The 26736-nt window shown below is 58.2% G+C and carries 14 protein-coding genes and 4 pseudogenes; 6 read left to right on the top strand and 12 right to left on the bottom strand.

Annotation, left to right across the window (positions count from 1 at the left end; all coding sequences use genetic code 11):
• Positions 1-384 precede the first annotated feature (384 nt).
• Together CPT76_RS25990 and CPT76_RS25985 are read left to right on the top strand one after the other, a co-directional pair.
• Positions 385-1284, top strand: a complete 900-nt coding sequence (locus tag CPT76_RS25990) for a 3-hydroxyacyl-CoA dehydrogenase (RefSeq protein WP_105444969.1) — start codon at positions 385-387, stop codon at positions 1282-1284.
• Between the two features lie 121 nt (positions 1285-1405).
• Positions 1406-1990 (top strand): TetR/AcrR family transcriptional regulator, encoded by a 585-nt coding sequence (locus tag CPT76_RS25985; protein WP_105444968.1) that lies wholly within the window; start codon positions 1406-1408, stop codon positions 1988-1990.
• A gap of 33 nt (positions 1991-2023) precedes the next feature.
• On the opposite strand, the gene CPT76_RS25980 is transcribed toward CPT76_RS25985, so the two are convergent.
• Positions 2024-2887, bottom strand: a complete 864-nt coding sequence (locus CPT76_RS25980; RefSeq protein ID WP_105444967.1) for a VOC family protein — start codon at positions 2885-2887, stop codon at positions 2024-2026.
• Positions 2888-3068: 181 nt separating this feature from the next.
• On the opposite strand from CPT76_RS25980, the pseudogene CPT76_RS41650 reads away from it, so the two are divergent.
• Positions 3069-3137: pseudogene (locus CPT76_RS41650) on the top strand (TFIIB-type zinc ribbon-containing protein); the annotation flags it as partial.
• A 332-nt stretch (positions 3138-3469) separates the two neighbouring features.
• Here the strand turns inward: CPT76_RS41650 and CPT76_RS25970 are convergent.
• Positions 3470-6493, bottom strand: a complete 3024-nt coding sequence (locus tag CPT76_RS25970) for a glycoside hydrolase family 2 TIM barrel-domain containing protein (RefSeq protein WP_105444966.1) — start codon at positions 6491-6493, stop codon at positions 3470-3472.
• A gap of 141 nt (positions 6494-6634) precedes the next feature.
• Positions 6635-8128 carry an arylsulfatase gene (locus CPT76_RS25965; protein ID WP_105444965.1) on the bottom strand — a complete coding sequence of 498 codons (1494 nt, stop codon included), beginning with the start codon at positions 8126-8128 and terminating at the stop codon, positions 6635-6637.
• A gap of 408 nt (positions 8129-8536) precedes the next feature.
• Between CPT76_RS25965 and CPT76_RS25960 the strand changes: the two genes are divergently transcribed.
• Both CPT76_RS25960 and CPT76_RS25955 read left to right on the top strand, forming a co-directional pair.
• Complete coding sequence (locus CPT76_RS25960) at positions 8537-9763, top strand: ROK family protein (protein WP_105444964.1); 1227 nt, start codon at positions 8537-8539, stop codon at positions 9761-9763.
• 653 nt (positions 9764-10416) lie between these two features.
• A complete protein-coding gene (locus CPT76_RS25955) occupies positions 10417-11256 on the top strand; it encodes a formylglycine-generating enzyme family protein (protein ID WP_258168830.1) in 840 nt (279 codons plus the stop codon).
• Between the two features lie 170 nt (positions 11257-11426).
• Here the strand turns inward: CPT76_RS25955 and CPT76_RS25950 are convergent, their stop codons facing one another.
• Complete coding sequence (locus tag CPT76_RS25950; protein ID WP_105444962.1) at positions 11427-11786, bottom strand: winged helix-turn-helix transcriptional regulator; 360 nt, start codon at positions 11784-11786, stop codon at positions 11427-11429.
• A 133-nt stretch (positions 11787-11919) separates the two neighbouring features.
• Between CPT76_RS25950 and CPT76_RS25945 the strand changes: the two genes are divergently transcribed.
• Positions 11920-12549, top strand: a complete 630-nt coding sequence (locus CPT76_RS25945; protein ID WP_105444961.1) for an FMN-dependent NADH-azoreductase — start codon at positions 11920-11922, stop codon at positions 12547-12549.
• Positions 12550-12853: 304 nt separating this feature from the next.
• Here the strand turns inward: CPT76_RS25945 and CPT76_RS25940 are convergent, their stop codons facing one another.
• From CPT76_RS25940 to CPT76_RS40530, 8 genes and pseudogenes are all read right to left on the bottom strand, one after another.
• A complete protein-coding gene (locus tag CPT76_RS25940) occupies positions 12854-13663 on the bottom strand; it encodes an AAC(3) family N-acetyltransferase (RefSeq protein WP_105444960.1) in 810 nt (269 codons plus the stop codon).
• Between the two features lie 215 nt (positions 13664-13878).
• On the bottom strand, positions 13879-14916 hold the full coding sequence (locus CPT76_RS25935) for a glycoside hydrolase family 18 protein (protein ID WP_105444959.1): 1038 nt from the start codon (positions 14914-14916) through the stop codon (positions 13879-13881).
• Between the two features lie 99 nt (positions 14917-15015).
• Positions 15016-17640 (bottom strand): transglutaminase domain-containing protein, encoded by a 2625-nt coding sequence (locus tag CPT76_RS25930; protein WP_105444958.1) that lies wholly within the window; start codon positions 17638-17640, stop codon positions 15016-15018.
• On the bottom strand, positions 17637-18668 hold the full coding sequence (locus tag CPT76_RS25925; protein ID WP_105444957.1) for a carbohydrate-binding family 9-like protein: 1032 nt from the start codon (positions 18666-18668) through the stop codon (positions 17637-17639). Before CPT76_RS25925 ends, CPT76_RS25930 begins: the two co-directional genes overlap by 4 nt.
• Before the next feature lie 40 nt (positions 18669-18708).
• Positions 18709-21459, bottom strand: a pseudogene (locus CPT76_RS25920) (alpha-mannosidase).
• Between the two features lie 12 nt (positions 21460-21471).
• Positions 21472-24610: pseudogene (locus CPT76_RS25915) on the bottom strand (beta-galactosidase).
• A pseudogene (locus CPT76_RS25910) lies at positions 24607-25925 on the bottom strand (glycoside hydrolase family 125 protein). Before CPT76_RS25910 ends, CPT76_RS25915 begins: the two co-directional pseudogenes overlap by 4 nt.
• Positions 25926-26117: 192 nt before the next feature.
• On the bottom strand, positions 26118-26736 hold a 619-nt coding region (locus tag CPT76_RS40530), incomplete at its 5' end, for an alpha-L-fucosidase (protein WP_258168810.1).

The following is a 26736-nucleotide window of genomic DNA, read 5'->3' as shown; positions in this document are numbered from 1 at the left end:
GCCTCCCATGTTTCGGTTTCGTCCACTTGCTGTGCGTAAACTGATATTTTTACTTGTACATACTTATATATAGTAATACACAATTTATCAGAACATGTACGTACAAGTTGTATGGGTTCATTGTATCCCCGCCATGTGAAAAAGGCAAGAACAATTTTGCCTGATTTGTGCTGTTGACTTGGTAGGAAAAAAGGAGCATAATCGGTTTGAAAATAAGTTAGTAAGTACTTACTTTTGAACTTTGTTTGCTGCTGGGATATCTCTTATCGGCTGGCGGGCGATCCTGGCGGCAATCCACGCAGGCCTTCCCCACCTTGGGCTTTTCGTATGAATGGATAACCCGAAGACGACAATAACCACATCTAAGAAAAGGAGCAATGCATCATGAATTTCAAACATATTACGGTTGCCGGCAGCGGCGTGCTGGGCAGCCAAATTGCTTTTCAGACCGCCTTCAAGGGCTTTGAAGTCACGGTATACGACATTAACGATGAGGCACTGGACCGGGCCAAAAGCCGGATCCACGGTCTGATGCCCCATTATCAGAGCGATCTTGGCGCCTCGGAGGAAGAACTTGCCGCGGCTTTTAGCCGGCTCTCCTTCAACAGCGACCTGGCCCAAGCGGTTGCACAGGCCGATCTGGTGATCGAAGCGATCCCCGAAGTGGTGCAGATCAAAACCGATTTTTACCAGGAGCTGAGCAAGGTGGCCCCGGAACGGACCGTATTTGCCACGAACTCTTCCACCCTGCTGCCGAGCCAGTTCGCCGAAGCAACCGGGCGGCCGGAGAAGTTTTTGGCGCTCCATTTTGCCAATGAAATCTGGAAAAACAACACCGGCGAAATCATGAAGCATCCCGGCACGGACACGACCGTGTTCAACGACGTCATCGAATTCGCCAAAGCGATCGGCATGGTGGCCCTGCCGCTGCATAAGGAGCAGCCCGGCTACATCCTGAACTCCCTGCTGGTCCCGCTGCTGGAAGCCGCTCAGCTGCTGCTGGTCAAAGAAGTGGCCGACCCGGAAACGATCGACAAAACATGGATGGTGGCAACCGGCGCTCCGATGGGACCGTTCGCCATTCTGGACGTGGTGGGCATCAACACCGCCTACAATATCGGCCTGGCCAAAGCCAAGGCGACCGGCGACCCGGAATTCGAAAAGATCGCGAATCTCCTGAAATCCGAATACCTCGATAAAGGCAAGATTGGCCGCGCCGCCGGCGAGGGCTTCTACAAATATCCGAATCCGAGCTTTGCAGAGCCTGGATTTTTAAAAAGTTAACCTGATATAATCGTCTAAACAGGCATACAAAAAGACCAGCTTACATGCTGGTCTTCTTTGTCACTTCTATTATAATTTTAAATACACGGACACCCTTTTCACGAAACTGAAGGAGATCGATATGAACAAAGGCGAACAGACCAAGCAGCGGATCATCCAGCAGGCAAGAACGCTTTTCTCTACATCTGGCTATGACGCCACGAAGACGAGTGAAATCGCCAAAGCCTGCGGCATTTCCGAAGCGGCCATGTATAAATATTTCAACAGTAAAATGGAGCTGCTCAAAGCGTGCGTTGTTACGGCCGAGCCCGATGAAGAAACTACGGCGCACACAGATTTGAGCCAGAGCACGAACGAAGAGCTGATCGAGCGTTACGTGAATAAACGGATCACGATGATCGAGCGCAACCATGAGCAGTACAGCATTCTTTTTGCCGAGTCTTCGCGTTACCCCGAGCTTTCCCAATACTTTGACCAATCCTTGTACCGGCAAAGCGCCGAAATCAAGGAGATCAAGCGGCGGATCGAGGAAGGGAGCATGAACGGGATCCAAGAAATTTTCACCCTGGAGCTGGGTCTGACGGCCGGCATTTGCTCCATTCTCCAGCATGACCAAATGAATCAGGGCGCACTGCTGCAGAACCTTTCCGAGTTCCGGAGCGAAATGACCCGGTTTATGAAATACGGTTTGATCGGCAGGCCATGACTTGTTATTAAAAAGCGGTTATTTAAAATGTGCTCAGCCGCGACCGGCCGAAGTCAGCCGCACCCCTATATTCCAGGGATCCCTGACGAGAAAGGCGCCTTCTTCCTGCTCTTCCGCAGCCATTCCCGCTTCACGGACCCGCTGGACGAGCTCCTCCACCTCACGCGCCCCCGGCAGCACGATCGTCATATAATCGATGCCGGTGCCATTGGCCGGTACCGGCGGCGCTCCGGCGCCGGCCCAAATATTCAGGCCGACATGGTGATGGTAACCTCCGGCCGAGATGAACAGTGCGCGCATCCGCGCATAATCGCCGACCACGTCAAACCCCAGTATATCGCAGTAGAAACGCTTCGCTTCGGACAGGCTTCCGACATGGAAGTGAACATGCCCGATCACCGTTCCCGCAGGCAGCCCCTGCCATTCCAGTCCGGCCGACTGCTCCAGCAGGCCGCGAATGTCCACCGCTTCGGTGACCATAACGTAATTCCCGTTCGGCTCCTTGCGCCACGTATCTCTTGGACGGTCAGCATAGACCTCGATCCCGTTCTGATCCGGATCGCTCAAATAGATCGCTTCGCTGACCGCGTGGTCCCCTTGGCCAAACGGCGTGTCGGTCTGGATGAAATGGCGGACGACCGTTCCGAGATGTTCCCGGCTCGGCAGCAGGATCGCAAAATGGTACAGTCCCGCATGCGAACGCTCCGGCACGATGACGGCGTCCTCCAGCTCCTCGAGGATCAGAATCGGGCTTGCGGATCCCCTTGGTCCCAGCTCCGCCGTACTCCCCTCTCTTTTCAACACTTCCAGTCCGATAATTTCTGTATAAAAGGCGATGGAACGGTCCATCCGGCTGATCTTGATTTTAACCGGTCCAAGCTTCATTTCAGGATGCATGTCGGCACTCCCCTAACTTTTATTTAATTACTTTTTGTAAGTAAGTATATTTTTATAATGAGTTTTTGTCAAGCAGAAGCTTTGTAGCGAGGATCGGAAGACCGGTTGAACATTTTAGAAGAAACCATCCCGCTCCTTATCCGTATACATTAGAAATATGGCATGACAAGGAGGAATCGAGATGAAGTGTCCGATATGCGAAGACTCCCGCATGAGGGAAGTGGAGAAAGACGGGATTCTGATCGACATTTGCCCGACATGCAAAGGCGTGTGGCTGGACCGCGGAGAGCTGGACAAGCTGATGTCCGACGTGCGTGAAGTCCGCGGAGACTATAATGAATGGTATTACGGAGATGCTGACCGAAACCAGAGGCCGAGAGACAGCTACCCTTCAGGCCAGCCCTATCCAACGCAGCAGCAGTCCTATGACAAATATGACAAGCATGGCCATTCCTCTTACCCGCATCATAAGAAAAAGAAAAAAGCGTGCTTGATGTGTTCGGGGACTTGTTCGATTAACGCCCGTACATGCAAAAACCCCTGGCTCCAAGTAGGAGCCGGGGGTTCGTTATGTTCTGCCTCTTATTCGTCTTCTTTGAAAACTGGACGAAGCCGGATGGAAAACTTGAATTCCCGCTCATCGAGCCGGTACTTCTCCAGCAGCTCTGGACCGCAGGAATTGGAACCGACGCCGCTCATTTTGTAGTCAAGATGAACGATCGTCTCCTTCCGCTTGACCAGCTGGTGCAGGTGGGTGGCTTCCTCCAGGTCTTCCGGTGAGTAATGGGAGGCGTTAAACGAAAACGGCGCATTTCCGTGGAAAGCAAGCCCCATGCCCCGTTCGCTTGTTACCGTCGCCCACTCCGTCCCGTAGCGAGAGCCGTTCTCCTGCGGCATAATGTACGGCTCGAACATGTCGTCGACGCGGAGAAGGTATCTGCCGACCCGTACGCTTTGGCGCTTGTCGACATAGCTCGCATGCGGACCCAGGCCGAAATACTCAACCTCCTCGGTGCCGGCCGGCATGACGGCCTTCAGCCCAAAGCGGGGCAGAAACGGCAGCCCCTCCCGAAGCTTGACGCTCGTGGCCAGCGCGATTTCTCCGGAACCGTCCACCCGCCATACGGCCTGTCCATGAAGGACAGGATGCTTCATATAGCCGCCGAGCGAAAAATCCACGGTCATCTCGATCGCATCGTCTTGCGGCTCGCTGACCCGGACCTGGTATACTTTCGTGCCTGCCCGGTGATAACCCGCATCCTTCCATTGACGCTGGACGTTGCGGTCATTGTCCGTCGGCGCCCGCCAGATGCTAAAGGATAGCGGCGCTGCGAGCATATCCACCCCCTGCTTCGAGATGCAGATGAAGGTTCCAAGGTTCCGGTCGAACACGTGGCGGAAATCCATACCCGTCACGATAAGCTGCGCCCCGTCCTCCGCGACGTGCACGGGACGTGCGCGCAGAGCCGTCAGCCACCCTTGCTCCGGCTGGACTGCAGACTCCTCCGCCGCCATTTCAAACTGGGCGAACGCGATTTCCTCTCCCCGCTCGGACCACTCCGTGGATTCGCAGAGCGAGGCGGTCAGCGTCAGGAAGCAGCGGCCATCGGGAAAAGCCTTTTGAAACGGAATGATGACCGTCACGCTCTCCTGCGGACCCGCCTGGATCGTCCCGAGGCTTCCCTGCTCCACGATTTCTCCGCAGCGCTCCAGCTTCCAGTCGAAGGTCAGATGGGACAGATCCGAAAAATCGTAAAGATTCGTAATGATCAGCGTGCCGCGCGACAAATCCTCGGCTTCCATTCGCACCGGTGCAATGACCTGCTTGAGCTCCAGCAGTCCGGCATGCGGAACCCGGTCCGGCGACACGAGGCCGTCGATGCAGAAGTTGCCGTCGTTCGGATGGTCCCCGAAGTCCCCGCCGTATCCGAAATATTCGCGCCCGTCCGGCGCCTTGGTGCGGATGCCGTGATCATTCCATTCCCACACGCAGCCGCCCATCAAATTCGGGTATGCGTAGAACAAATCCCAATACTCTTTCAGATCGCCGGGCCCATTGCCCATGGCATGGCTGTATTCGCACAGGAACAGCGGCTTCGCGTGATCCGGATTTTGACCGTAGCTCTCCACGTATTCCAGCGTCGGATACATTTCGCTTTCGATGTCGAGCGCCTCGGTATCGGTATCGCCGTGGTAACGCCGGGAGGCGCCTTCATAATGGACAAGCCTGCTGTCATCCCGGCTACGGGTCCATTCGGCCATGGCGATATGATTGCGCCCATATCCCGATTCGTTGCCCATGGACCAGATAATGACGCAAGGATGGTTTTTGTCGCGCTCCACCAGCCGGATGGCCCGGTCCACAAATGCCTTTTCCCAATCAGGATCGCGGGTCAGCTGATGGAAATCGCCGGATACGGCCAGCCCGTGGCACTCCAGATCGGCCTCGTCGACCACGTAGAAGCCCATCCGGTCGCACAGCTCCAAAAACCGCGGGTCGTTCGGATAGTGGGAGGTCCGGACCGTATTGACGTTATGCCGCTTCATCAGCTTCAAGTCCCGGATCATGTGGTTCAGCGGCACCGTCTGTCCCAAATCTGGGTGGGAGTCGTGACGGTTCACGCCCTTCAGCTTGACAGCTTGGCCGTTGATCCGGAATACGCTGTCAACGATGTCAATCCGGCGGAATCCGACCGGAAAACGTAGCACTTCCCTTCCATCCTGCACAAACAGCTCATACAGATAGGGCTGTTCCGCGTTCCACAGCACCGGATTTTCGATGTCCAGCGTGATGACGCTCCGCCCGTCTGCCCGCACCGCCCCTTTGGCGACGGTCGATCCTTCCGCATCCTGCAGCAGCACCAGCGCATCCAGGGCGCCGGTCGTCTCCAGCTCACACAGAAGCTTCGCTGAGGAGTGATCCGGTGAAATGTCCTGTTTGATAAATACGTCGCGGACATGAGCCTCATCCCGGGCTAGAAGGTATACATCCCGGAAAATCCCGGAGAAGCGCCATAGGTCCTGGTCTTCCAAATAAGTGCCGTCGCACCATTTCAATACCATGACGGCGATGCGGTTCGTACCCGGCCGGATCAGTCCGGAAACGTTAAACTCGGCCGGAATCCGGCTGCCTTGGCTGTATCCGGCGAACTGCCCGTTGATCCACAGGTAGAAGCAGGAATTGACCCCTTCGAACATGGTATAGACCTGCTTGCCCGTCCAGTCTTCGCGCACCGTAAACTCTCTGACGTAGAGCCCCGCCGGATTCGCATCCGGGACATATGGCGGATCTACCGTGATCGGATAATTGACATTCGTATAATGGAGCTGGTCGTAGCCTTCGGTCTGCCAGCATGACGGGACGACAAGCTCATCCCATGATGAGGCATCGAAAGCGTCTTCATAAAACGGATCCGTCACGTCCTGGACACTTTCGTGGTACCTGAATTTCCAGGACCCATTCAAGGTTTGGAACAAAGGGGATCTCGAGCGCTTGCCGGAACGCGCCGAAGCGGCGTCGCCATAAGGAATGTAATAGGATCTCGGCTCTTCGCGGTGAATATGAAGGATGCTTGTGTCTTCCCAAACCCGGTCAAGCTTTAACATTCGGATCATCTCCTTAATTTACGGTTAACGTATCGCAAAAAACAGTTTAAGCTGTATACATCTGCCTGTAGCCAGGCAGCCATCCTACGTTTATATATCGATAATGCAATATCGTTAGTTCAATGAATCCGCTGCTGCGCATCAAGTGCGGATATGGGACAGTACGGCCGCCTGCTTCCGGCCGGCGATAAGCCGCTCCCCGTCCGTAAAGCCTTCCTCCCGCCCTTCCAGCTCACGGATGAGAATAGAACGCCAATGATCGATTTGTTCCCGGCAGGCTTCGTCGGAAATGGCGTTGTGCAGCTCCATAGGGTCTTCCGCCAGATTAAAAAACTGCTCTTCGCCGGTTTGCGGATACCAGATGAACTTCTCGGTCCCGTCCGTGACCCATTGGGTAGACTGATGACCGTAGGCATGCTCCCCATGCAGATGGCTCCGCCATACCGGCGATGCTGTATCCGCTTCGTTCCTGGCCGCTGCCAGCCTCCAAATGCTGTCCCCTTCCACGCTTTCCGGGATCTGAACCCCGGCTGCATCAAGCAGCGACGGCATGATGTCACGCAGCTCCACGACCTCATCGGCCACGGTGCCCTGTTTGAGATGGAGCTGGCCCCCAGGGTCGTTCACGATCAACGGCACGTGGGCACTTCCTTCATAGGGCAGCGCCTTCCGGAACAAGTGATGGTCGCCAAGCAGCTCCCCATGATCCGAGGTAAACATGATCACCGTGTTATGGAGTTCTCCGTACTCGTTCAGCGCCTGCAGGAACCGGCCGATTTGGTGGTCCAGATGGGTGATCAGTGCATAATAAGCGGCCATCGCCCGGCGCAGCCTTCGTTTGGGGACGAGCCCCTTGCCCGTTGTCGGCGCCAAACCTTCCAGGGCGGGGTCATCCCCCTGCGCCCAGTCTCCGACCGGCGGATCCGGAATATCCGCATCTTCGTACAGGTCCAGATACGCCTGCGGCGGATCGAACGGCGGATGCGGACGGACGAAGGACATCCATAGAAAGAACGGCTTGCCCGGGTCTCTGCGGCGCAGAAAGTCGATCGACTGGGTCACGACCCAGTTCGTCGGATGCTTCATTTCGTCCAGATGCCACGGCCGTGCGACGGTCGATGCGTTGCAGTCCAGGCCCGTGTCGATCAGATCGGCTCCGGGCACCCTTTCCCGGAGCCACTGCAGGTAATCGTCCACCTGATCGTAATGCTCCTGCATCGGGATGCCGTGAAAATTGCGGTTGTGATGCAGGTATCCGTCATGCAGCACCACGTTGTGAAAGCCCATCAGGTTTCGGGCGGGATACACATGCATTTTACCGATGCACTGCGTATGGTATCCCGCTTTGGCCAGCTCCCCGGGCAGCGTGACCGGATCATTCCACGGTACCCGGTCCTGATACCCAACGCGTCCGTGCGTCCGCTGAGACTGGCCCGTAAAGATGGCCGCCCGCGCCGGCACGCAGGTCGGGGTTGCCGAATAGGCGCGGCTGAACCTCACGCCGGTCCGGGCAAGCTCGTCCAGATTCGGCGTTTCCACGACGGGGTGGCCGGCGATGCTGAGGCAGTCGAATCGCATCTGATCCACGGTAATCAGCAGCACGTTGGGCCTGCCTTGCTCTTCGTTCCTATTCATCGGCTCTCCTCCTTGAATCCAGCGGATATGATCGATAACCCTGAGAGAATCCTTGAAAATGCCTGTTCCCCCTTATTAAACCCTTCACGTGATGAAAAGTAAATGAAATTATTCGTTTTTTCGTGCAGATTACCCCGATGGGAAAGCGATGAAAACGGATTACTCTGATTACTTTATTTCAAAAAGAAATTAAGATCGGTATAATGGGGGGATAACACCTCACAGATGAGGATGCAGTCCGGTTGCCACTTGCTGGGTCCGTGTGTATGATAATCATGAAGCAGCCTGTACGTATAATTGTAGAAAAACCATTGCCAGCAGAGCCCTTCCGGCGTTTGCCGCCGGATCATATTGTGGGGCAATAAACCGCTGGCCTTAACGGTTCAGAATAGTGAGGATAACGACGATATGCAAGATTTTAAGGAAGAGAGATGGAATGTAAAAGAACGCATTCCCTCACCGAAAGCCAAGGAACTGTTCTATGATATCCGGCGCAAGCAGGAGATTTCCAAGAGCGACCTGCTGGCGTCAAGCGGGCTGACGATCAGTACGCTGACCCGCGTCCTCGACGAGCTCGTCTCCATCGGCGTCATTAGCGAGAGCGGCCTCGGCGCTTCAACCGGGGGACGGCGTCCGATTCTGTACCAGGTCCGGGGCGAGTACGGCTATGCGTTTGGCCTGGATGTCTCCCGCGTCGTCTCCCGCCTCATTTTGCTCGATTTAGCCGGGCAGACGCTGGAAACAGCCGAATGGGACATGACAGGCGACATGACGCCGGAGCGGCTCATCGGCGAGGTTGTCGGCCGGGCCCGGGAATGGATTGCCGCGCACGGCATCCCGCTGGATCAAATCATTGGCATGGGTATCGGCGCCGTCGGCCCGCTCGACCGAGAGGCGGGCATCATCGAGGAGCCGGAGTGGTTTGCCGCGCCGGGCTGGCAGCATGTCGAGATCGTGCGCCTGATCGAGGAGGCGCTGCACGTTCCGGTGCTGCTCGACAACGGCGCCAATGCCGCCATCGTCGCCGAAGCATGGGCGAACCGCGGCAAGGATTTCCGCCACATGCTGTACGTGCATGGCGGCACGGGCCTGCGGCTGTCCATGATGTCGGACAGCAAGCTGATCTATGGGGCAGCCGATATGGAAGGCTCGTTCGGGCAGATGATCATCCAGGCGGATGGCATCCCTTACCGAACCGCCAAAGGCAATCACGGCTGCCTCGATTCCTACGCGTCGGTCCATGCGATCGAACGCGAGGTGAATTCCCGGCTGCGGATCGGCCGAAGCAGCCGGCTGCAGCAGATGCTGGAGCCGGGCGAGCCGGCCCGCTTCAGCCACATTATGCAGGCGCTGAAGCAGATGGATCCGATGGTCACGGAAGTCGTGACCCAGGCGGCAACATACTTCGGCATCGGTCTGGCCAATCTGCTGAACATTTTGTATCCCGAGAAGGTCGTTCTCGGCGGACCGCTGATGACGGATTCGAACCTGTTCTTCTATACGGCGACCCAGACCGCCATCCGCAAAACGTACCATTACCCGAAATATCAGGTCATTTTCAGCAAAGGCAGCTATGGCGAGGAAGCGATCGCCGTCGGGGCGGCGCTCCTGATGCTGGAGCAACTGACCTGCTGAGCCGGCTGCGTCCGTGAAGCCCTCAGGGCCCGCCGCATCCTCATAGCTCGTTTTTTTGGGGCCGCTTTGCCCTCAAAGCCTGTTGAGACCCTCAGAGCCCGCAGCGGCCGCCGCCCTCCCAGAGAGCACACTGCTGCCTGCCCAGCTATGAAGCCAGCCGGGCTTGAGCTGTTGCCAGCATGCGGGCGGACACGGGTTAAATCCGAACGGACACAAGACATGAAAGAACGAACATCCTCCTACCAGGAAAGGAGCAAGGACCAAAAATGACCCAAGAGACCTCCTCCACCGTTCCAACGTCGGGAAATGACGGAAAGGCCGAAACCTCCTCCTGCTGCTGTTCTGCCGGGCGTGAAGCCGCTTTGCAGGCTCCCGCCTGCGGAACGCCTGCTGCCGGACACTTAAACGCGCCTGAAGCAAAGGATTTTCACGAAGGGGAAACAGGGGCCGCAAGCAGCCTTCCGCAGCTTCAAGATTCCGGCAGGGCAGAGACCGGCACGGAATCGGACACATCGGCGGCAGCATCGGCTGATCCCAAGGAAGCTTCGCCGGCTCATACCATCTCTGCAGCTGAGCGTTTCCACAGCTCAGTCGCCCAGCAGGAGCCAAGCCTTGCAGAACATTCGGCTCGGCCCGAACCTTCCCAATGGCCGATCATCCCCGAGGGTACCTATATCCTCGGCACCGATGACGGGGAAGGCTTCGCCTCGGATGCCGAAGGGCCTGCACGGCCGGTGCACATTCCGGCGTTCCGCATATCGCCTTATGCCGTCACGAACGCCGAGTTCGCCGCTTTCGTCCAGGCGACCGGCTACGTCACCGAAGCCGAGAAATTCGGCTGGTCGTACGTTTTCCAGCTGCTGATTCCGGATCCCCAGCAGGTGAAGATCGTCGGCTCTCCGGAGCGGACGCCATGGTGGCTCGGCGTCGAAGGCGCCACCTGGCGGGAGCCGGAAGGCCCCGGCAGCAGCATTGGTGACCGGATGGACCATCCCGTGGTCCACGTCTCCTGGAATGACGCTGCCGCTTACTGCGCCTGGGCTGGCGTCCGGCTGCCCAACGAAGTGGAGTGGGAAGCCGCGGCCCGCGGCGGCCTGGAGCGCAAGCGTTACCCTTGGGGCGACGTGCTGCGCCCCGGCGGCGAACACCGCTGCAACATTTGGCAGGGCGTATTCCCTACCAAAAACCACGCCAGCGACGGCTACCTCGGCACCGCCCCCGTTGACGCCTATCTTCCGAACGGATACGGGCTGTATAACATGTCGGGCAACGTATGGGAATGGTGCGGGGACTGGTTTACGTCCGACCCTGCACAGCGCGGATCTTCGGACCGGCCGGAAGGGCCTGCCCAGGGTAACGCCCGCCTCATGAAGGGCGGATCGTATTTATGCCATCAATCCTACTGCAACCGGTACCGCGTCGCTGCACGCAGCGGCAACACGCCGGACAGCTCTACAGGCAACATCGGTTTCCGCGTGGTAGCGGATCTGTAACGACAAGCCCAAAAAGGCACCGCTCCTCATGCGAAGCGGTGCCATTTGGCGTTAGCTTATTTGGCTTCCTTCGAGCTGACGCCAGGCCGCGATCCCAGACACGCTTCACAATCACCGCTCGTTGTATGATGTGTTTCGAAACAGAATAAAACGGACTAGCGCTTATTATGCTAGTCCGTTTCTGTTTGTTCTTGATTATTCATTTTGAGCTGTTTTCGCTTAACATGGGCTACTCCCCATTGATGCAGGTATTCCAAAATCGGCGACAGGCTCTTTCCGTATTCCGTGATGGAGTATTCCACTTTAGGCGGGACCTGCGGATAAACGACTCGTTTGACGATCTCCTCTTCCTCCAATTCGCGCAGATGGAGCGTAAGCATCCTTTGCGTGATATCGGGCAGCAATCTTCTGAGCTCATTGAACCGCAAAGGCTTGCCTTGAAGCAAATGATAAAGGATAATCGGCTTCCATTTGCCGACGATCGAATCCAGCGCAACTACGAATTGACATTGGGCAGGGTTCTTTTGCATAGGCCCACCTCCGTTACGGTACCTTTTTTGTTACTATACCACATTATTGTTCCTACTTACCATAAGTGAGTTAGTATTATATGATCAGCATTGTAAGTGTTCTTAATATCATTACAGAAGGGAAGTTTGAAGCATGGCAACTGTACTGTACATCACTGCACATCCCCTTAATCCGGAGGAATCTTATAGCCTTGCGGTGGGCAAACAATTTATTGGAGCGTACCGTGAAGCAAATCCAACCGACGAAGTTGTTCATTTGGATCTGTATAAAGAAAATATTCCGCAAATTGATGCTGATGTTTTAAGGGGGTGGGGAAAGCTTCGGTCGGGTTCGTCTTTGGATCAGCTGTCCGAAGCTGAAAAATCAAAAGTGGCCCGTCTTGAGGAAATTCTCAATCAATTTATGGCAGCCGATAAGTACGTTTTTGTGTCTCCGATGTGGAATTTTACGGTCCCGCCGGTTTTGAAAGCATACACGGATGCGACCTCCATTCCGGGCAAAACGTTCAAGTATACCGAAAAGGGTCCTATAGGTCTGCTGCCCGGCAAGAAAGCCTTACACATTCAAGCCAGCGGTTCCGTTTATTCGGAGGGTCCTTTAGCTCCAATAGAAATGGGATACAGCTATATGAAAACGATTTTGCAGTTCTATGGGATTGAAACTGAGGCTATTTTTGTTGAAGGAACGGCGGTATCAGAGCAGGCTCCTTTTATAAAAGAAAAAGCGATTGCACAGGCTAAGGAAGCTGCCAAACGTTTCTAACTTGAGGGGCGCCATCGTTCTCGAACTGAAATCCGCAAGAATGAATCCCCCCGGAAGTGAAACTCATCTTGTGAAACCCATCTTCACTTTTGGATAAGTGGAACCTCCAATCTCCCTAGGAAATCAAGCCGCATCATTTCCTGAATGATAAGAAAAACGTTATCGACGTACTTTCAAAGAAGACAGACCGCGTCTAGAGGAAGTTTTTCTTGCGAGATCAGGAAGCAGAAGCTCCGAAACTTATACTTTCTGATCTCTAAAAAAAGCCCGTTGAAGTTTCTCAACAGGCAGAAGGCACCGCTTCTTATGCGAAGCGGTGCTTTTTTAACCATGAAGCCGCATAATCCACGGCCGCCCTGACGGGCAGCAGCCGGCATTCCGCCATGCCTACCTTACCGACAGCAGCATGTCCCTGCTCTTCAAAATCCTGCCCGAGCCGGTCAAAGTCGTCGGAATCGTAGGCATAGTCTTCGAACCATTTCCACGTTCTCACGCCGTCCTCCAGAATGGCTGCCCCCATTCTTTTCCGCGGCATTTCATCGATCTGCGTCTCCGCCATATGAAAGGTCGTGCATGAGTCGTATCCGACCCCAAGCAGCAGCACCTTGGCATCCAGCCGGTACAGGGCTCCCAGCGGCGAATCCTGGCCGAACTGCGGCGTCAGCGCGTGTACACCTGTAATTTCTGCCGCAAGCGGCCCCCTGGCTGCAAACGACACCTGCGGATGGTACGAGCGGAGGGTTCCCGGCAGCGAGCGGAACTGCTCCGCGATTCTCCCCATCGCCCGGGTCGCCGTGTAATCCGGGTCAAACGCCGGCATATGCGCGTAAATTTCCTCCAGCCATGCGGATGGTACGGGCGGATTGGCCCATTCCGCAGGATCGGAATTCTGGCCGCTGTGGGCCGGCATCACCAGCGTCCCGGCACTGCCGAGCGCCTGCTGCAGCGCCAGAACGACAGCTTCCGCATCGCCGCACACCCAGCCGATTTTGGATAGCGAGGAATGCACCAGCAGGGTGTCACCCTCCCGGACGCCGAGACGGCCGAGATCCGCCCGGATCGACTCCACCGTGTTCAGCTTGGCCGAAGCGTCAATGATTTTTCTTTCTCCCATGTCAATCCACCTCCATTGTTCCATTGTGGCAAATTGGGGCGGCTTCGATCAAGTATGAGTTGAACATCGGGACCCCTCCATGCAAGCGACCGTGCCAAGTAAACGGATGCATGAAATTCGATGCGTTAGACAAACCGGNGGTTTTGAAGCATCGTCCGTTCAAATCGTGGTACTTTCATCCGACTCGTTTTAGCTAATTTCGGCTAGGACTCCCTTTACTTGGCGCTCAGCCTTTCGTGCATCGCGCCCAGCAGGCGGTGCGTCCGGTCGCAGCCGTATTCCCAGAACATGATGCCGGCCAGTCCCTGCTCCTTCACATACTCGCATTTATGCCGGATGGATTCCTCGTCATCGTAGGAGATCAGACTCGACCCATTAAACAGGAACGGCGCGCGGGCTTCCTCATCCCAGTAGCGCGTATAGCCGTTTTTATCGATGTAATCGGCAGCCAGCTCCGTAAAGGATGGTCCGTACCCGCCCGTCGTGCCCGCCATTTGGTACAATCCGCGGTTGCGGTCCGGGACCTCGTTCCAGATGCGGGAGTAGAACGCCGCTCCGATCACGATTTTTTCCCGCGGCACGCCTGCCCGGACAAAGATGTTCACGGAAGCGTCCGTGCTGATGCGGAACAAATCGCCCGTTCCGGTGTACAGGTTCGTATGATGGCCTGTCAGCACCTGGAAGCCGCCCCGCATGTCATAAGTCATCAGCTGCACGAAATCGAGGTACTTCTGCACCTGATCCATCTCCGTGCCGTCCACATAATATTGGTCCGCCCCCGCCGCGATCGTCAGCAGGTAGTGGCGGCCGTCCGCGGCGCCTTTAGCATCGAGCGCTTCCCGAATCGCCGCCAGCAGCAGTGTAAAGTTGTGCTTGTCATCCGGACTGGCGGCGATGTCCGCCTCGCCGTAGCACGGATACTCCCAGTCCAGGTCGATCCCGTCAAACGGGTACTCGTTCAGCACCCGTACGGCCGATGCCGCCATGCGGGCTCTTCCTTCTTCGGTTGCGGCCGCTTCGGAGAAGCCGCCCGCGCTCCAGCCGCCGACTGACAGCAGCAGCGTCAGCTCGGGATGCTCCCGCTTGATAGACCGGATGGCCTCGCCGTTCTTCAAATGCTCCGTCGTAATTTCGTCATCCCGGACATGGCCGAACGCCACGTTCAGATGGGTCAGCCTGGACAGGTCCTCCGGCGTCATCTCCGGCAGCACGGCATCCACGGCGTAACCAGCCACAATATATTTTTTCGACATACTTAAGACACTCCGTTTCTTATTGGGTTGTACCAGAATCTCGATCCCGGTTGAGTTGTTATGTTAGGTCGTTCTGTTGGATCGGCTTGCTCTGCCGGCTTACCCCTGCTTTGTTACCGCCGATAAAATCTGCAGCGCCTCTTTTCCAGTGCCGATCTTATAGCCGGATGCCGTGTACCGGATCTGATTCTGGCCGTCCAGCACGAACAGATGCGGGTAGCCCGCTTCGCTAGCGGCCGAAGACGAAATCAGGTCAGGCAGGGAAGCATAGCTGGAATCCCGTACAAACGCCGTCTGCGCCGGCAGATTCGGATAAGCGGCCGGATCGAAGGACGCCGTCCACTCCCGATCTCCAATGATCAGGACAATCGGCAGCGCCAGCTTGTCAAATGACTCCGCCAGCTCCCCGAGCTCGCGCAGCAGGTGCTTGGTCGGCTCGCGCTCAGGCTCGATCCAGGCCGTGACGGCACCCTGGGAACCGATCAAGCCGCCCAGCGCGGTCGCCGTCCCGTCGAAGCGCGCGACTTCCCCGCTGCCATCCAGCGTGCCCAGCACCGGCACCTCCTCGGCAGCTTCGCGGAACGTCAGCGCAACCTCCGTCGTTTCCCCTTCGCTCACCGTAAAGTAGCTGAGGCGCACCCGCACGGTTCCGTCTTTCAGGCGGATGCCCGTTGTCAGGCGGTAGGCACCCGGCTCTACTTCAAACGGCGCGTCATACACGTCGGTTTGGCCAAACGGGTACACCAGCGTTTTGTATACGCCGTTTTCAAGCCGGGCGAACGTAAAGTTCTCGCTGTAGGATGCGGCAGGCGCATCCGGACCGGCCGCCTCATCCCGCAGCAGGCGCAGCATGCCCCAGCCTGCGCTTCCGGTCTCCTCGGCGGAGGCATACAGGGTGAACGGCGCGTATTTCCATCCGCCGTCCTGCCAATACTGCGGCTTCTGCTCGCTCGGGTGCAGGCGGGCCGGGATGCCAAGGCTGCGGCTGGCAGCCACGAACAAGATGCCGAGCGACAGCGGGTCGCCCTTGCCCAGGCGGTAGGTACCGACCGGATTGCCTTTGCCAAGCAGGTTCGGCAGGTCCTGCCATAGACCGAAGCCCTGCTCCAGGCGGCGGGCCAGCTGCGCCGGATCGGCCTGATACGCGGCCGTCTCCTCCGGCGTAAAGGCTTCGTGGAAAAACTTCCGGTACGGTACGATCATTTCGAACAGCACGCGCGGGCACAGAATGTACCGGACGAAGAGCTCCTCATCCCAATCGCCGCGGCGCTCCAGCGCTCCGGTCAGATGGTCGTCCAGCGCCGGCCGGAACGTATCGGCCAAGTCCTTGTCGTTCAGCGATTCTAGGAGCCGCAGCGGCCACTCTCCGAATTCGCCGGAACGCTCTTCCAGGAAAGCTGCGATTTCACGGCCGTTGCCCCGGGCCTTGCCCAGCACCGCCTCGACACGCTCGGCCGGAAGCCCCGCCGCCTTCGCCAATCGGGCAGCATCGTCCCCGCCGAGGAAAGTTTCTTCGAATGCTGTCCGGATGCGCGTACCTTCCTCGATCCGGGCGTTGTGGCGCTGCTGCTTCTCTTCCGTGACGGCATCCGCAGCTTCCCCTTCCCGTTCGGGCGGCGGCACCATGTCAAAGTCTGCCGTTCCTTCCGGCTGAACGGAGCAGTCCAAGGTCAGCTCAAAGTGCTCGCTGTCCCGGACCGAAATCTTGGTCTCACCCCAGCGTCCGTCCTTGACGGCGCGGATGACCAGGTCGCCGAAGCCCGTCTTGAAGGAGGCTTCGCCCCGCTCATCCGTCGGAAGCGTGGCGATCGGGTACAGCTCCGCCATGTTGTACAGCTCGAAGCGCACCTCGGCCCCCTCTACCGGAACGCCGGCCTCATCTTTTACCGTCACGCAGATGGTCTGCGTCGGAGCGTAATTTTCCAGCAGGTTGATCTCCGTAAACCATTCGTCGGCCAGCGTAATATCTTCAGGCCCCGGATAATCAGCGTAGATTCTCGTGTTGATCAGCATCGCACGACGTGCCGGCGGAGTGAACCAGCCCTGGTTCAGGCGGGCTTCCGGCTCGCAGGCGCCGATGTAGTACCACTGGCCGTCGGCCCACGCTTCCACCCAGGCGTGGTTGTCGTCGCAGTGCGCCCAGCGCGGGGTATAGACCTGGCGCGCAGGAATGCCGATGCTGCGCAGTGCGGCAACGGCGAGCGTCGACTCTTCCCCGCAGCGGCCACGGGCCGTTCGGATCATCGTCAGGGGCGAAATCGTCCGCAGATCGCTGCCGACGTAGGTCGCCTTTTCGTGGCACCAGTAGTTCGTTTCCAGGATCGCGTCCGCCATGGACAGTCCGGCGGTCCGCTCCGCCAGTTCGTTATACAATATGCCGCGCGAATCCTCGATATTTTCAGTATTCACCCGGTATGGGAGGACGAAGTGCAGGAAAAGGTGATCCGGTACCCGCTCTCCCCAAGGCACCTGCTTGCGGATCGCCAGCGTGCGGCGCACGTGGCTCAGAAACAGCGCACCGTCGTAATCCGCCAGGTCGTTGACCGGCATGTACGCGTACAAATATTTCAAAGCCCATGTCTCCTCGGCGGTCAAAGCCTCCTCGAACACGCCGAACAGCTCCTGTTTCCGGGATTCGGCCAGTGCCATCTTCTCCTGAAATTTCTCCTCGATCCGCTGCAGCATCTCTTGATCCAGCGAGAATGCGGTCGTATGCGTCGTCATTTCGCTTCCTCCTTCCACAGCTTTCCGTCTTCACGGATGCAGTACACCGCTCGTCCGTCCGCGGACGGCGCCGTCAGCTGAAACAGGCTGCGGGTTACTTCGATCTCCGGTTGAATCGTCCAGGTCTCTTCACCCTTCAGCTGCTCCCAATCGGCCGTAAACCGTCCATGGGCCTCGTAGTGGTTGCGCTCGCGGTAATAGAGCTTGCGAAGCTCCCACTTGATCCGCTCGTCCTCCGGCAGCTCAAAATCCTGTGGCACTTCTCCGTCCGAGAATACGACATACCCCCAGAGCTCCGGATAATGCATATTGATGATGCCCATCGGCGACCATACCCAGTTGTCCTCGGGGTACGGCTTGCCGGTCTCAGGGTTCAGCACCTTGCGATATTCGCCGTCCTGCACCTCCGTCCGCCACTCTACCCGCGAGAAGTTGACGCGCCAGAACTCGCCGGTAGCCGGGCGGCGCCCCTCGGGCGCACATTCCTTCAGGCTCGCCCACGGGATCGCCACTTCCACGCTCCATTTGCGGTTGTCTGCATCCGGACGGTTCAGCTCGCCGTCAATATGCACTGCGGTCTGCAGGCCGGCGATATCCCAGCCGTTGACCGGAGGCCCGCCGTCGCGGTAAGGCTGTACCAGCAGCAGGTCCCAGACCGTATTCAGCGCATTGATTTCAAACTCGTAATATTGATGCGTATCCCCGTCGGGATCGATAAAGATTTCAAAATCGTTGTTGTAGAAAATGACCGAATCCCGCTCGGTCAGCGTAGCCCAGATCTGATCCTCGATCAGCTCTGCGCCGAAGTAGAAATATTTGTCGTCCCACAGCATTTTGACCCGGGTCTGCTTGGCCGGCTTGGGGCGCAGATCGCCCTCGATATCGACGAAATCCTCCGTCCACTGCGCTTCGGACCAGAATGGCTTGTCCAGGCGTCCGTCCAGGACGAGCGGCCCCTGCGCCCGCCGGCAAATATAATGTTTGGGAGCATATTCAATCCTAGGCTCCGGCACTCCGCTTAGATTCATCGCGATTCCCTCCGTTATTCGTTCTGCATCGATCGTTAACCTATATTGCCGTATCCGCAATCTCCAAGGCCAGCGTCACAATCTCGGCCGGCCCGGCCGCTACGCGGAGCGCCTCTCCGGGCTGCACCGCTTCCACCGCATCCTGCCGCTCTTCCAGAATATTGCTTCGACATGCCTGGCGATACGCAAATGTCGGCGTTACGGCAAGCTCGCTGCCGCTCGAGGTCAAATTGTACCAGCGGAAGATGAGGTCTCCTGTCTCTTCACTTCTTTTCACCGCGGACTGTGCTATTCCTTCTCCCTGCCAGCCGAACCATTGATAAACCGGCGGGAGGCTGCCCGCATGCAGGCCGACCTGTACGCCCGTCCACGGTACCTGGAACTGATAGGCTTCGTTATACGCAGCCTCAGGTTTCGCATGACCGTGCGGGATGATCATCAGCTCAGCATAGGCTTCGCCCAGGCACTGAGCCTCCGGTGTCGGGAATACGCCCCAGTCGCCCAGCTCGCCGACGGAACGCAGCAGCGTCACCGCAATCGTGTTCTGTCCGTCCTGCAGCACCTCGTATTCGTTCAAGCCCAGGTTCGCAACCGTGAGTCCCGTCCGCTCGTCCTTGATGCTGGCAAAAGCCTGCTGGTGGTGGCAGTAGCTCGGGTTGGTCCATTCGGCGGACGGCTCGTTGCCGCGGGTCACGACCTCGAACATGGAATCCGCCTGCTGAACGTTGCTTGCAAGGCCGGTCGGGAACAGCATCCGCAGCCGGTGATCCTTGGCTTGGGTTATGGAAGCGGGAGGATACCTTCAATCCGCGTGATCCTTTCTCCAGCGTCAAGGTCGTCTCGATGACGATCCGGACGGTCTCCTTGGAGCGGCCGGACGATCGGCCGGTGAACCATACGAGCTCCTGCTGCTCCTGCGCAAGCTTCTCCTCCGCTCCCTTCGGGATGTCCCAGGCATGAACGACCCGGAAGGACGCCTCGTAGGGCTTGTCGGCCAGAATGGTAATCTCGGCTGCTGTATTCCGGGTCGTCAGCGGGGTTTCCCCGTCCGGCTGGCGGTACATGTATTCATTGCCGATGTCCCCGCTGTCCTCGTAAACGCACAAATTAGAGTAGATCTGGCCGCTCGCCTTGTCCGTCAGCGTCACCGACCCGTCGTTTTCAATGCTAACCGACACGTATTTGTTTTCCATGGTTCGGTCCCCGGTGACAAGTGTGGACCGTTCCGCCGATGCAGCCGCTTGCGAAGCCGAGCGGACGACCGCGTAGGTGCTGAAGCCGTTCGCAGGAACGTCCGCCGCCTCCAGCTCCACCCGGACCTTTCGGGCAAAATAAGGCTGCCGGAACTTGTCGTCAGGCAGATCGTATCCGAACTGCAGTCCCAGGTCGGTGATCGTGCATTCCACCTCCCGTCCCTCGCTGTCCACCACGATCAGGTCCGCCAGCTCGAACTGCTTCACCCGCGATTTCATTTCGCCGAACGGAATGCCTTCCCGGAAATAATGGCGGAGCACGTCGACTTCGACGCTGACCGTGCCGGTCCGCTTGCCGCCGGTCGTATTGAAGACGGTGAACGGAACAGCATCCGGCCCGAACGCCGCAAAGCCGGTAGTGTCGATGTGTTCCGCAATAGACTGCAGGCTGTCGTCCGCAACCGCTTCGGCGACGTGCCGGCTTTTCTCGAAGCGGGTGACCATCTCGCGATGTACTTCGTCCACACTGCAGCCGCAGATGCTGTCATGCGGATGGTTCTGCATCAGCGTCTTCCAGGCGTACTGCAGGAGATCATGCGGATACGCCGCACCGAGCAGGCTGGCATAAGCTGCAAGCGGCTCGGCCACCTTCTCGAGCATCGCCTGGCCCCGCTGATTCAACTGCTTCAGGTAGACGCGGGAGGAAGCGGTATTGACGAGCGTCCCCCAGCCGTCCGTCCGCTGGCTGCGCAGCTCGCCCCGGACGGAGGACAATTCACGGTCCAGCGAGGATTCGAGGGCAGCCAAATAATCGATGAAATTGGAATGGACGAAGTCCGTATCCGGGAACAGTTCGCGCGCCGTGCGGATCGCCTCCGGCAGATCGAGCTGGATCGGCTGGTGGTCACAGCCGTTCATGAACAGCAGCTCCCCGGTAGAAGCGTACTTGGCGGCGTCCGCCAGCTTGTGGTGCCAGTATCTTTCGCCTCGCCCGTATCCGCAGGCACCTCATTCCCGTTCGAATACCAGTTGGCGAACAGGATGCCGAGCACCTTGGAGCCGTCCGGCCCCTCCCACTCCAGCTCGGAGAAGGAGGATTCGTAATCGCCGTCGGCGACCGTGTTGTTAAAGCCCGTAGGCTTCACGCCCCGTCCGAAGAAGGCGTTATGGATGCCGGACTGCCGCATCAGCTGGGGCGTTTGTCCGGCAAGCCCGAAGGTGTCGGGAAAGTAGCCTATTTGGGCCGGCTGGCCGTAGCGCTTGGCGTCCTTGTGCCCGATCAGCATGTTGCGCACATTGGCCTCGCTGCTCGTCAGAAACGCGTCCTGCAGGATGTACCAGGGGCCGATCAGGATGCGGCCGTCCGAGATATGCTTCTCAAGCCGCGCCTGCTGCTGCGGCCGGACCTGCAGGTAATCCTCAAGGATGATCGTCTGGCCGTCCAAGAAAAAGCTGCGGTATTCCGGGTCCTCATCCAGCTTGTCCAGCAGCGCATCCATCAGTTTTATCAGACGGACATGATGCTTCTCATAGGGCAGATACCATTCCCGGTCCCAATGGGTGTGGGATACGATATGAGCCGTTTTGCGGTTTGGCATGTGTTCTTCCTCCTAGCTTTCCTTGACTTGAATCTGAACCTCGTGCGGGCGGTACACCGCCTGTATTCGTCCTTCCGCATCGGCCGCAAACAGCACCGACCGCTCCTGCTCCAGCTCGAACGCATAGACGGTTCCGGTATCGTCGTCCCGCACTTCAATCTGGGCATTCCACGCATATTCCGATACGAAAATGTATAAAAAGCCTTCGGAAAACCGCAGTCTGCGCCCGTAAATGCCCGGGTTGTCCCCGCCCTGCAGCCATGTCAGGCCGCTGGCGCAGCCAGCCGCCTCCGCCGCATAGCGGTACAGCTCGGCCGTGGTATCAATCCGTTCGTTCAGCTCAACCGGCAGCGGGCTCCAGATCAATCTTCCCGCACCCAGCGGGATGTCGGTCACCGCGTCGGCGGCAGGCGTTCCCGATCCGGCCTGGCTGTCGCCCGACGCCAGCACCTCTTTGTTCACCTCAGCGATGCGCCGCTTCCCGAAGGAAACCGGCAGCCGTTTACCCTGAAGGCTCAGCGTCTCCTCGCGCCGTACGTTGCGGATCTCCGTATCGCCGAGCAGATCGGCCGCCCGCTCTGTCCGCCGCCAGTACGCGTCGATCGAGAGCGGCCCGGTCACGAGCAGCACCGCTCCCGTGCTCCGGACGATCTCAAGCAGCCTCGCCCAAGCCGCGTCCTCGATATTGTGCGGGCTTGGCAGCAGAATCAGCTTGGCCGGATGCTCCGCCAGCGGCTCCAGGTCGTATTCGGACACGGCCCGCAGCGGCAGCTTCAGCTGATAGGACAGCACGCGCGTCATCAGGCGCGTCGCCTCATTCGCAAACTTCCGGTTCGAGAAGTCGTTCGAGTACGGGAACACCGCCGCGATATCCTCCAATTCGCGGTCCCGGAACAGGTCGCGGATTCCGGCCATAAACCGGCCGAACTCGTACGAGACGTCCGCCTCCGGCTTCTCTGTGCCGTCGGCTCGCAGGGCACCGATATGCGATTCGTTCGCGTTATCCATATAGAAGTTCGTGTTCCAGATCCAGTGGATCGCTCCCGCACCGCCCGTCGAGAACGCGTAAGCGTACTTTCGCTCCAGCATTGCTGCGCAGCTCCCGTTCGCTCCGCTTGGCCAGCCCTTCGGCCGTCTCGACGTACATGATCCCTGTCTCCTGAACGACATTCGGCTTGTCGGCCGTCTTGGCAAAAATCCCGTCCCAGACCAGATCGTCGTTCTGCCACCAAGAATGCACCGTCGTATAGTCTGCTGCCTCGCGGTAAAAGAACGGCGACGGCCGCTGCGAGCCGAGCGCCTCGTCCTGGCCGACAGTAACCAGCTGATTCGGACACAGCTCCTTGATCGTGTCATACAGCTGCTGGGCCCAGCGGTTATGCATATCCATCGAGAACAAGCAGTAATCCAGCCAGCGCGTCCCCTTCTTGCCTGAATGCATATCCTGCACATCGAAGTTGATCTCCTGCGGCTCCGGAATCGCAGCCGCCGCAAAGCTCGGCAGCTGCTCAGGCGTCATATTCCACCGCTCCTGCAGCTGCTCGATTTGGCCGTGGCGCCGCTCCAGCCATTCCGCAAAGGCTGCCCGTTCATAGCGGTCATGTGAGGATCGCGGTCCAGCCGAGAATATCCGCGCCGGATCGAGCATCGACGGTTCGTTGATCAGGTCCCAGTCCACGTTCGTCGTGTGACGGTGGCGGGAGACGATGGAGCGGATGTACCGCTTCTGGGCCTCCACGCTCTGCGGGTCCAGATAAGGATTGACTCCTTCCCACGTCTCCGGCGTGAAGGAGAAGAAGGTGAAGGTGACGTGAAGTCCGTGCTTCTTCGCCGTCAGGATAAAGGCGTCAACCGCCCGCAGCACCTCCTCCGAGGCGTGGCCGTCGACCTGCATGATGTTGCGGTAGGCGGTCCACACCCCGGTACGGATCCAGTTGATGCCGGCCGCCGCCATTTGGGCCATGTCCCGGTCCCACACGTCGCTGTTCGGCAGGAACAGGAACTTCCGGGCCACATCTGACGCCATATACGTCATGCCGACGATCGGCAGCGGCCGGCCGTCCTTGACGAAATAGTCCCGCCCGCGGGTCAAAAGGCTTCCTTCCTGAAGCAGCTGTGCGTCATGCCCCCAGAAGCCTTGACGCAGCACCCGTACTTCGCCGCCTTCCGACGTAGCGGTGCATTCCACCCGGTACAGCCCGGCGCGAAGCGCAAGCGGTACGGTTATCCGGACGAAGTCCAGCTCGCCCGTAACGCCCGTCGTGAATCGATGCTCCCACTTCTGGTCCCCTTCGTCCTCCTCTACCGTAAGGACGAACGTCCATCGCTCGGCATCCCGAATCGCGGCCCGCTTCGGAAAGATCCGCTGCGTTTGCAGCGTCAAGACCGCGTGATCGCCCGGCTCATAGGCAGCGTAATTGGTCTTTAGCGACAGCTCGGTGACCGGACGCGACGCAAACTCTGCCCAGGTACCCAGCGCCTCTCCTCCGCCCTGACTCCAGAACGCGGAGGTGAGCGGCACGTTCACGAACAGCCAGCGTGAACCGGCAAAATCACCGCGCGAGTTCTCCCACAGCACCACCGGAGCGGCCACCTCGCGGCCGTCGGCGGATACGCCGGTCAGCAGCGCATGCACCTGCGTGCTCATCGTACCCGCGGAGCCCATCTGGTGCGGCAGATCGGCGTTCCGGGTCGTGTGCGGCACCAGGTTCAGCGTGTCGCTGATGCCAAACAGCTGCTCCTGTCCGGCCAGAAGCGGGATCTGCTCCGAAGCCCGCAGACTCGCGACCGGTCCGGCGTCCACATGCAGCATTTCATGAATGTACAGCTCCCGGTGGTAAGCGGTCTGCTCCGCCTCCGCCTTCCATGCCCCGTCCTCCAGCCGGACCGGCCGGCGGAACGGCGCCCCGCCGACGCTGACGAGCCCGCCGCCGCGTCTTAGAAACGCCGCAATGTCCGCCCATGCGTCTTTCGGAAAATACGGCGCATGCAGGTTTACGAAGCATCCTTCCTCAGCAGTCCGCAGCGCTTCGGCAAGCCCTTGGGCGTCGACCACTATACCGATCTGCCGCAGCTCTTCAAGCTGCTCGGCTGGTGGAAGCGATGTCCCCGGAAACGCCGAATCATAGAAAATGATGACCGGCTGGCTCATAGAATCCCTTCTTTCATCGCTTGATAGACCAGCTGCGAGAAGAGGCTGTTCGACCAGGCAAACCACGATCTCGTATATACGGCTGGATCGTCGGCAAGGAACCCCTATGCATATAGCCCGTTCCCGCGTCCGTCGCCTCCAGCGTCGCGATCATCTCCAGCTTTTCTTCCTTCGTGACCGCGGTCAGTCCCTGCATGGACAAAGCCATATGCCACACATAGCCTTCAGGCGTATGCGGGCTGCCGATACCCTTTGCCGCCCGGCCTTCGAAGTAGAACGGATTGGCTTTGGACAGCGCAAAGCGTCTAGTGTTTTGATAGATCGGATCATCGGCGGTGACATAACCCAAATAAGGAATGGACAGCAGTCCCGGAGTACCCGCGTCGTCCATCAGGCAGTAGTTGCCGAACCCGTCGGTCTCGTACGCGTAAATCGGTCCGAATTCCGGATGGCGGTAGATGCCGTAGAGCTGGATGCCATGATGGATATCTTCCTCAAGCGCCTTCAGCTCCTGCAGGAAGCCCGTATCGCGGAACACCCATTCGGCGAACTCCTGCATGTGGCGCAGCGCAACCACGGCGAACATGTTGCCCGGAATGTTGTAATGAAAGTCGCACGCGTCGTCGCTGGAGCGGAAGCCGGACCAGACCATGCCCGTATAGTTGACTGGCATGCCGAGCCCTCCGTTTGCCAGCGTATCCTGCCGGATGCCGTTATTGCGCATAAAACGGTACGGCGACTGTTCCATATGACGCTGCTCGGTCCGGAACAGCTCGTAAATGATCCGCATCGCCGATTTAAATCCGGCGTCGAAAATGTCCGTCAGCCCGGTTTCCTTCCAGTACGCATAGGCGAGGCGCATGGAGAAGCACAGAGAGTCGATCTCGAACTTGCGCTCCCACACCCAAGGGCCCATATCGGTCACGTCGGCCTTGTTCCAGTGCCAGTCGTTCGCCGACTCATTAAACGCGTTCGCGTACGGATCGATATGTATGTACTGAATGTGCCGCTTGACCAGCCCGCCGATCATCCGCTGCAGCGCGGCATCCTCTTTGGCGAAAGGCACGTAATGCATGACCTGCTCCACGGAATCGCGGAGCCAAGACGCGGGAATATCCCCGGTAATGACAAAGGTGGTCCCGTCATCCATCAGCTTCGTGGTCGTTTCCAGCGTGTTCGGAAAACAGTTTTTGAACAGCTGCAGCAGCTTGGGCCGGTGCGCCAGCTTCTCTTCCGCTTCGGTCAGCACGTTCTGAATGGAAGCCGGAAGTTCCATCCGCGGCATGTTGATTTGAGGCAATCTGAATTGTTCCATTCTTGATCTCCTTTTATATACATGGTCATATGCTCCGGGCTGATCCTAAGACGAGGCGGCAAGCCATTATTACCTTTGGCCCCCGAATCCTGTCCGTTTACCCGAAAGAGGGGGAGGCCCCGCCGTGAAAAGTGCAAGGCGTTCCTCCCCGTGATCGTCCGCTTAGTCCGCTTATAGCGTCCGGTCCATCCTTCAGTTATGGGTCACGACGGCGCCGGATCCGCCGTACATTTCCAGCTCTTCGTCGAACTCCAGCTTCAGCACCGTTACCTGCTCATGGGTGTCCTCCGGGGTCATGTGAATCCATGTCGTTCCCGGAATGTTGAACCACGGCACCCCGCCGTGAATTTCATGCGAGAGCTCTTTGCCGGAGTGGAGCACGGTGATCTTCTTGATCGGGTTGCACAGCCCTTTGAGGCTGACGTTTTCCTTCGGATCGTCATAGACAAACAGGTACAGCGTCTTGCGGTCCTTGGACACCGTGCTGCCTCCGAGGTAATAACGGGTCATGATACCTTCCTCTGTGCCGAACACCGCCTCTTCGTGAGTGCGGATCCAATCGCCCAATCCGAGCAAAATATCTTCCTGCCGCTTGTCGATCGTGCCGTCTTCCCGCGGTCCGATATCGAGCAGCATGTTGCCGCCCATCGAAATGCAGTCACAGAACATGCGGATGATCTGGTTCAGCGACTTGTATTTGTTATCCGTCGGCACGTAGCCCCAGGACGTGTTGATCGTCGTGCAGAACTCCCACGGCCCTTCCGGTCTCGTGATCGGAATGCCCTGCTCCGGCGTTTTGTAATCGCCGTGG

Source organism: Paenibacillus sp. AR247 (assembly GCF_002968895.1).
GTDB classification, from domain to species: Bacteria; Bacillota; Bacilli; order Paenibacillales; family Paenibacillaceae; genus Paenibacillus_AQ; species Paenibacillus_AQ favisporus.
This window is presented reverse-complemented; position numbering and strand designations above follow the sequence as displayed.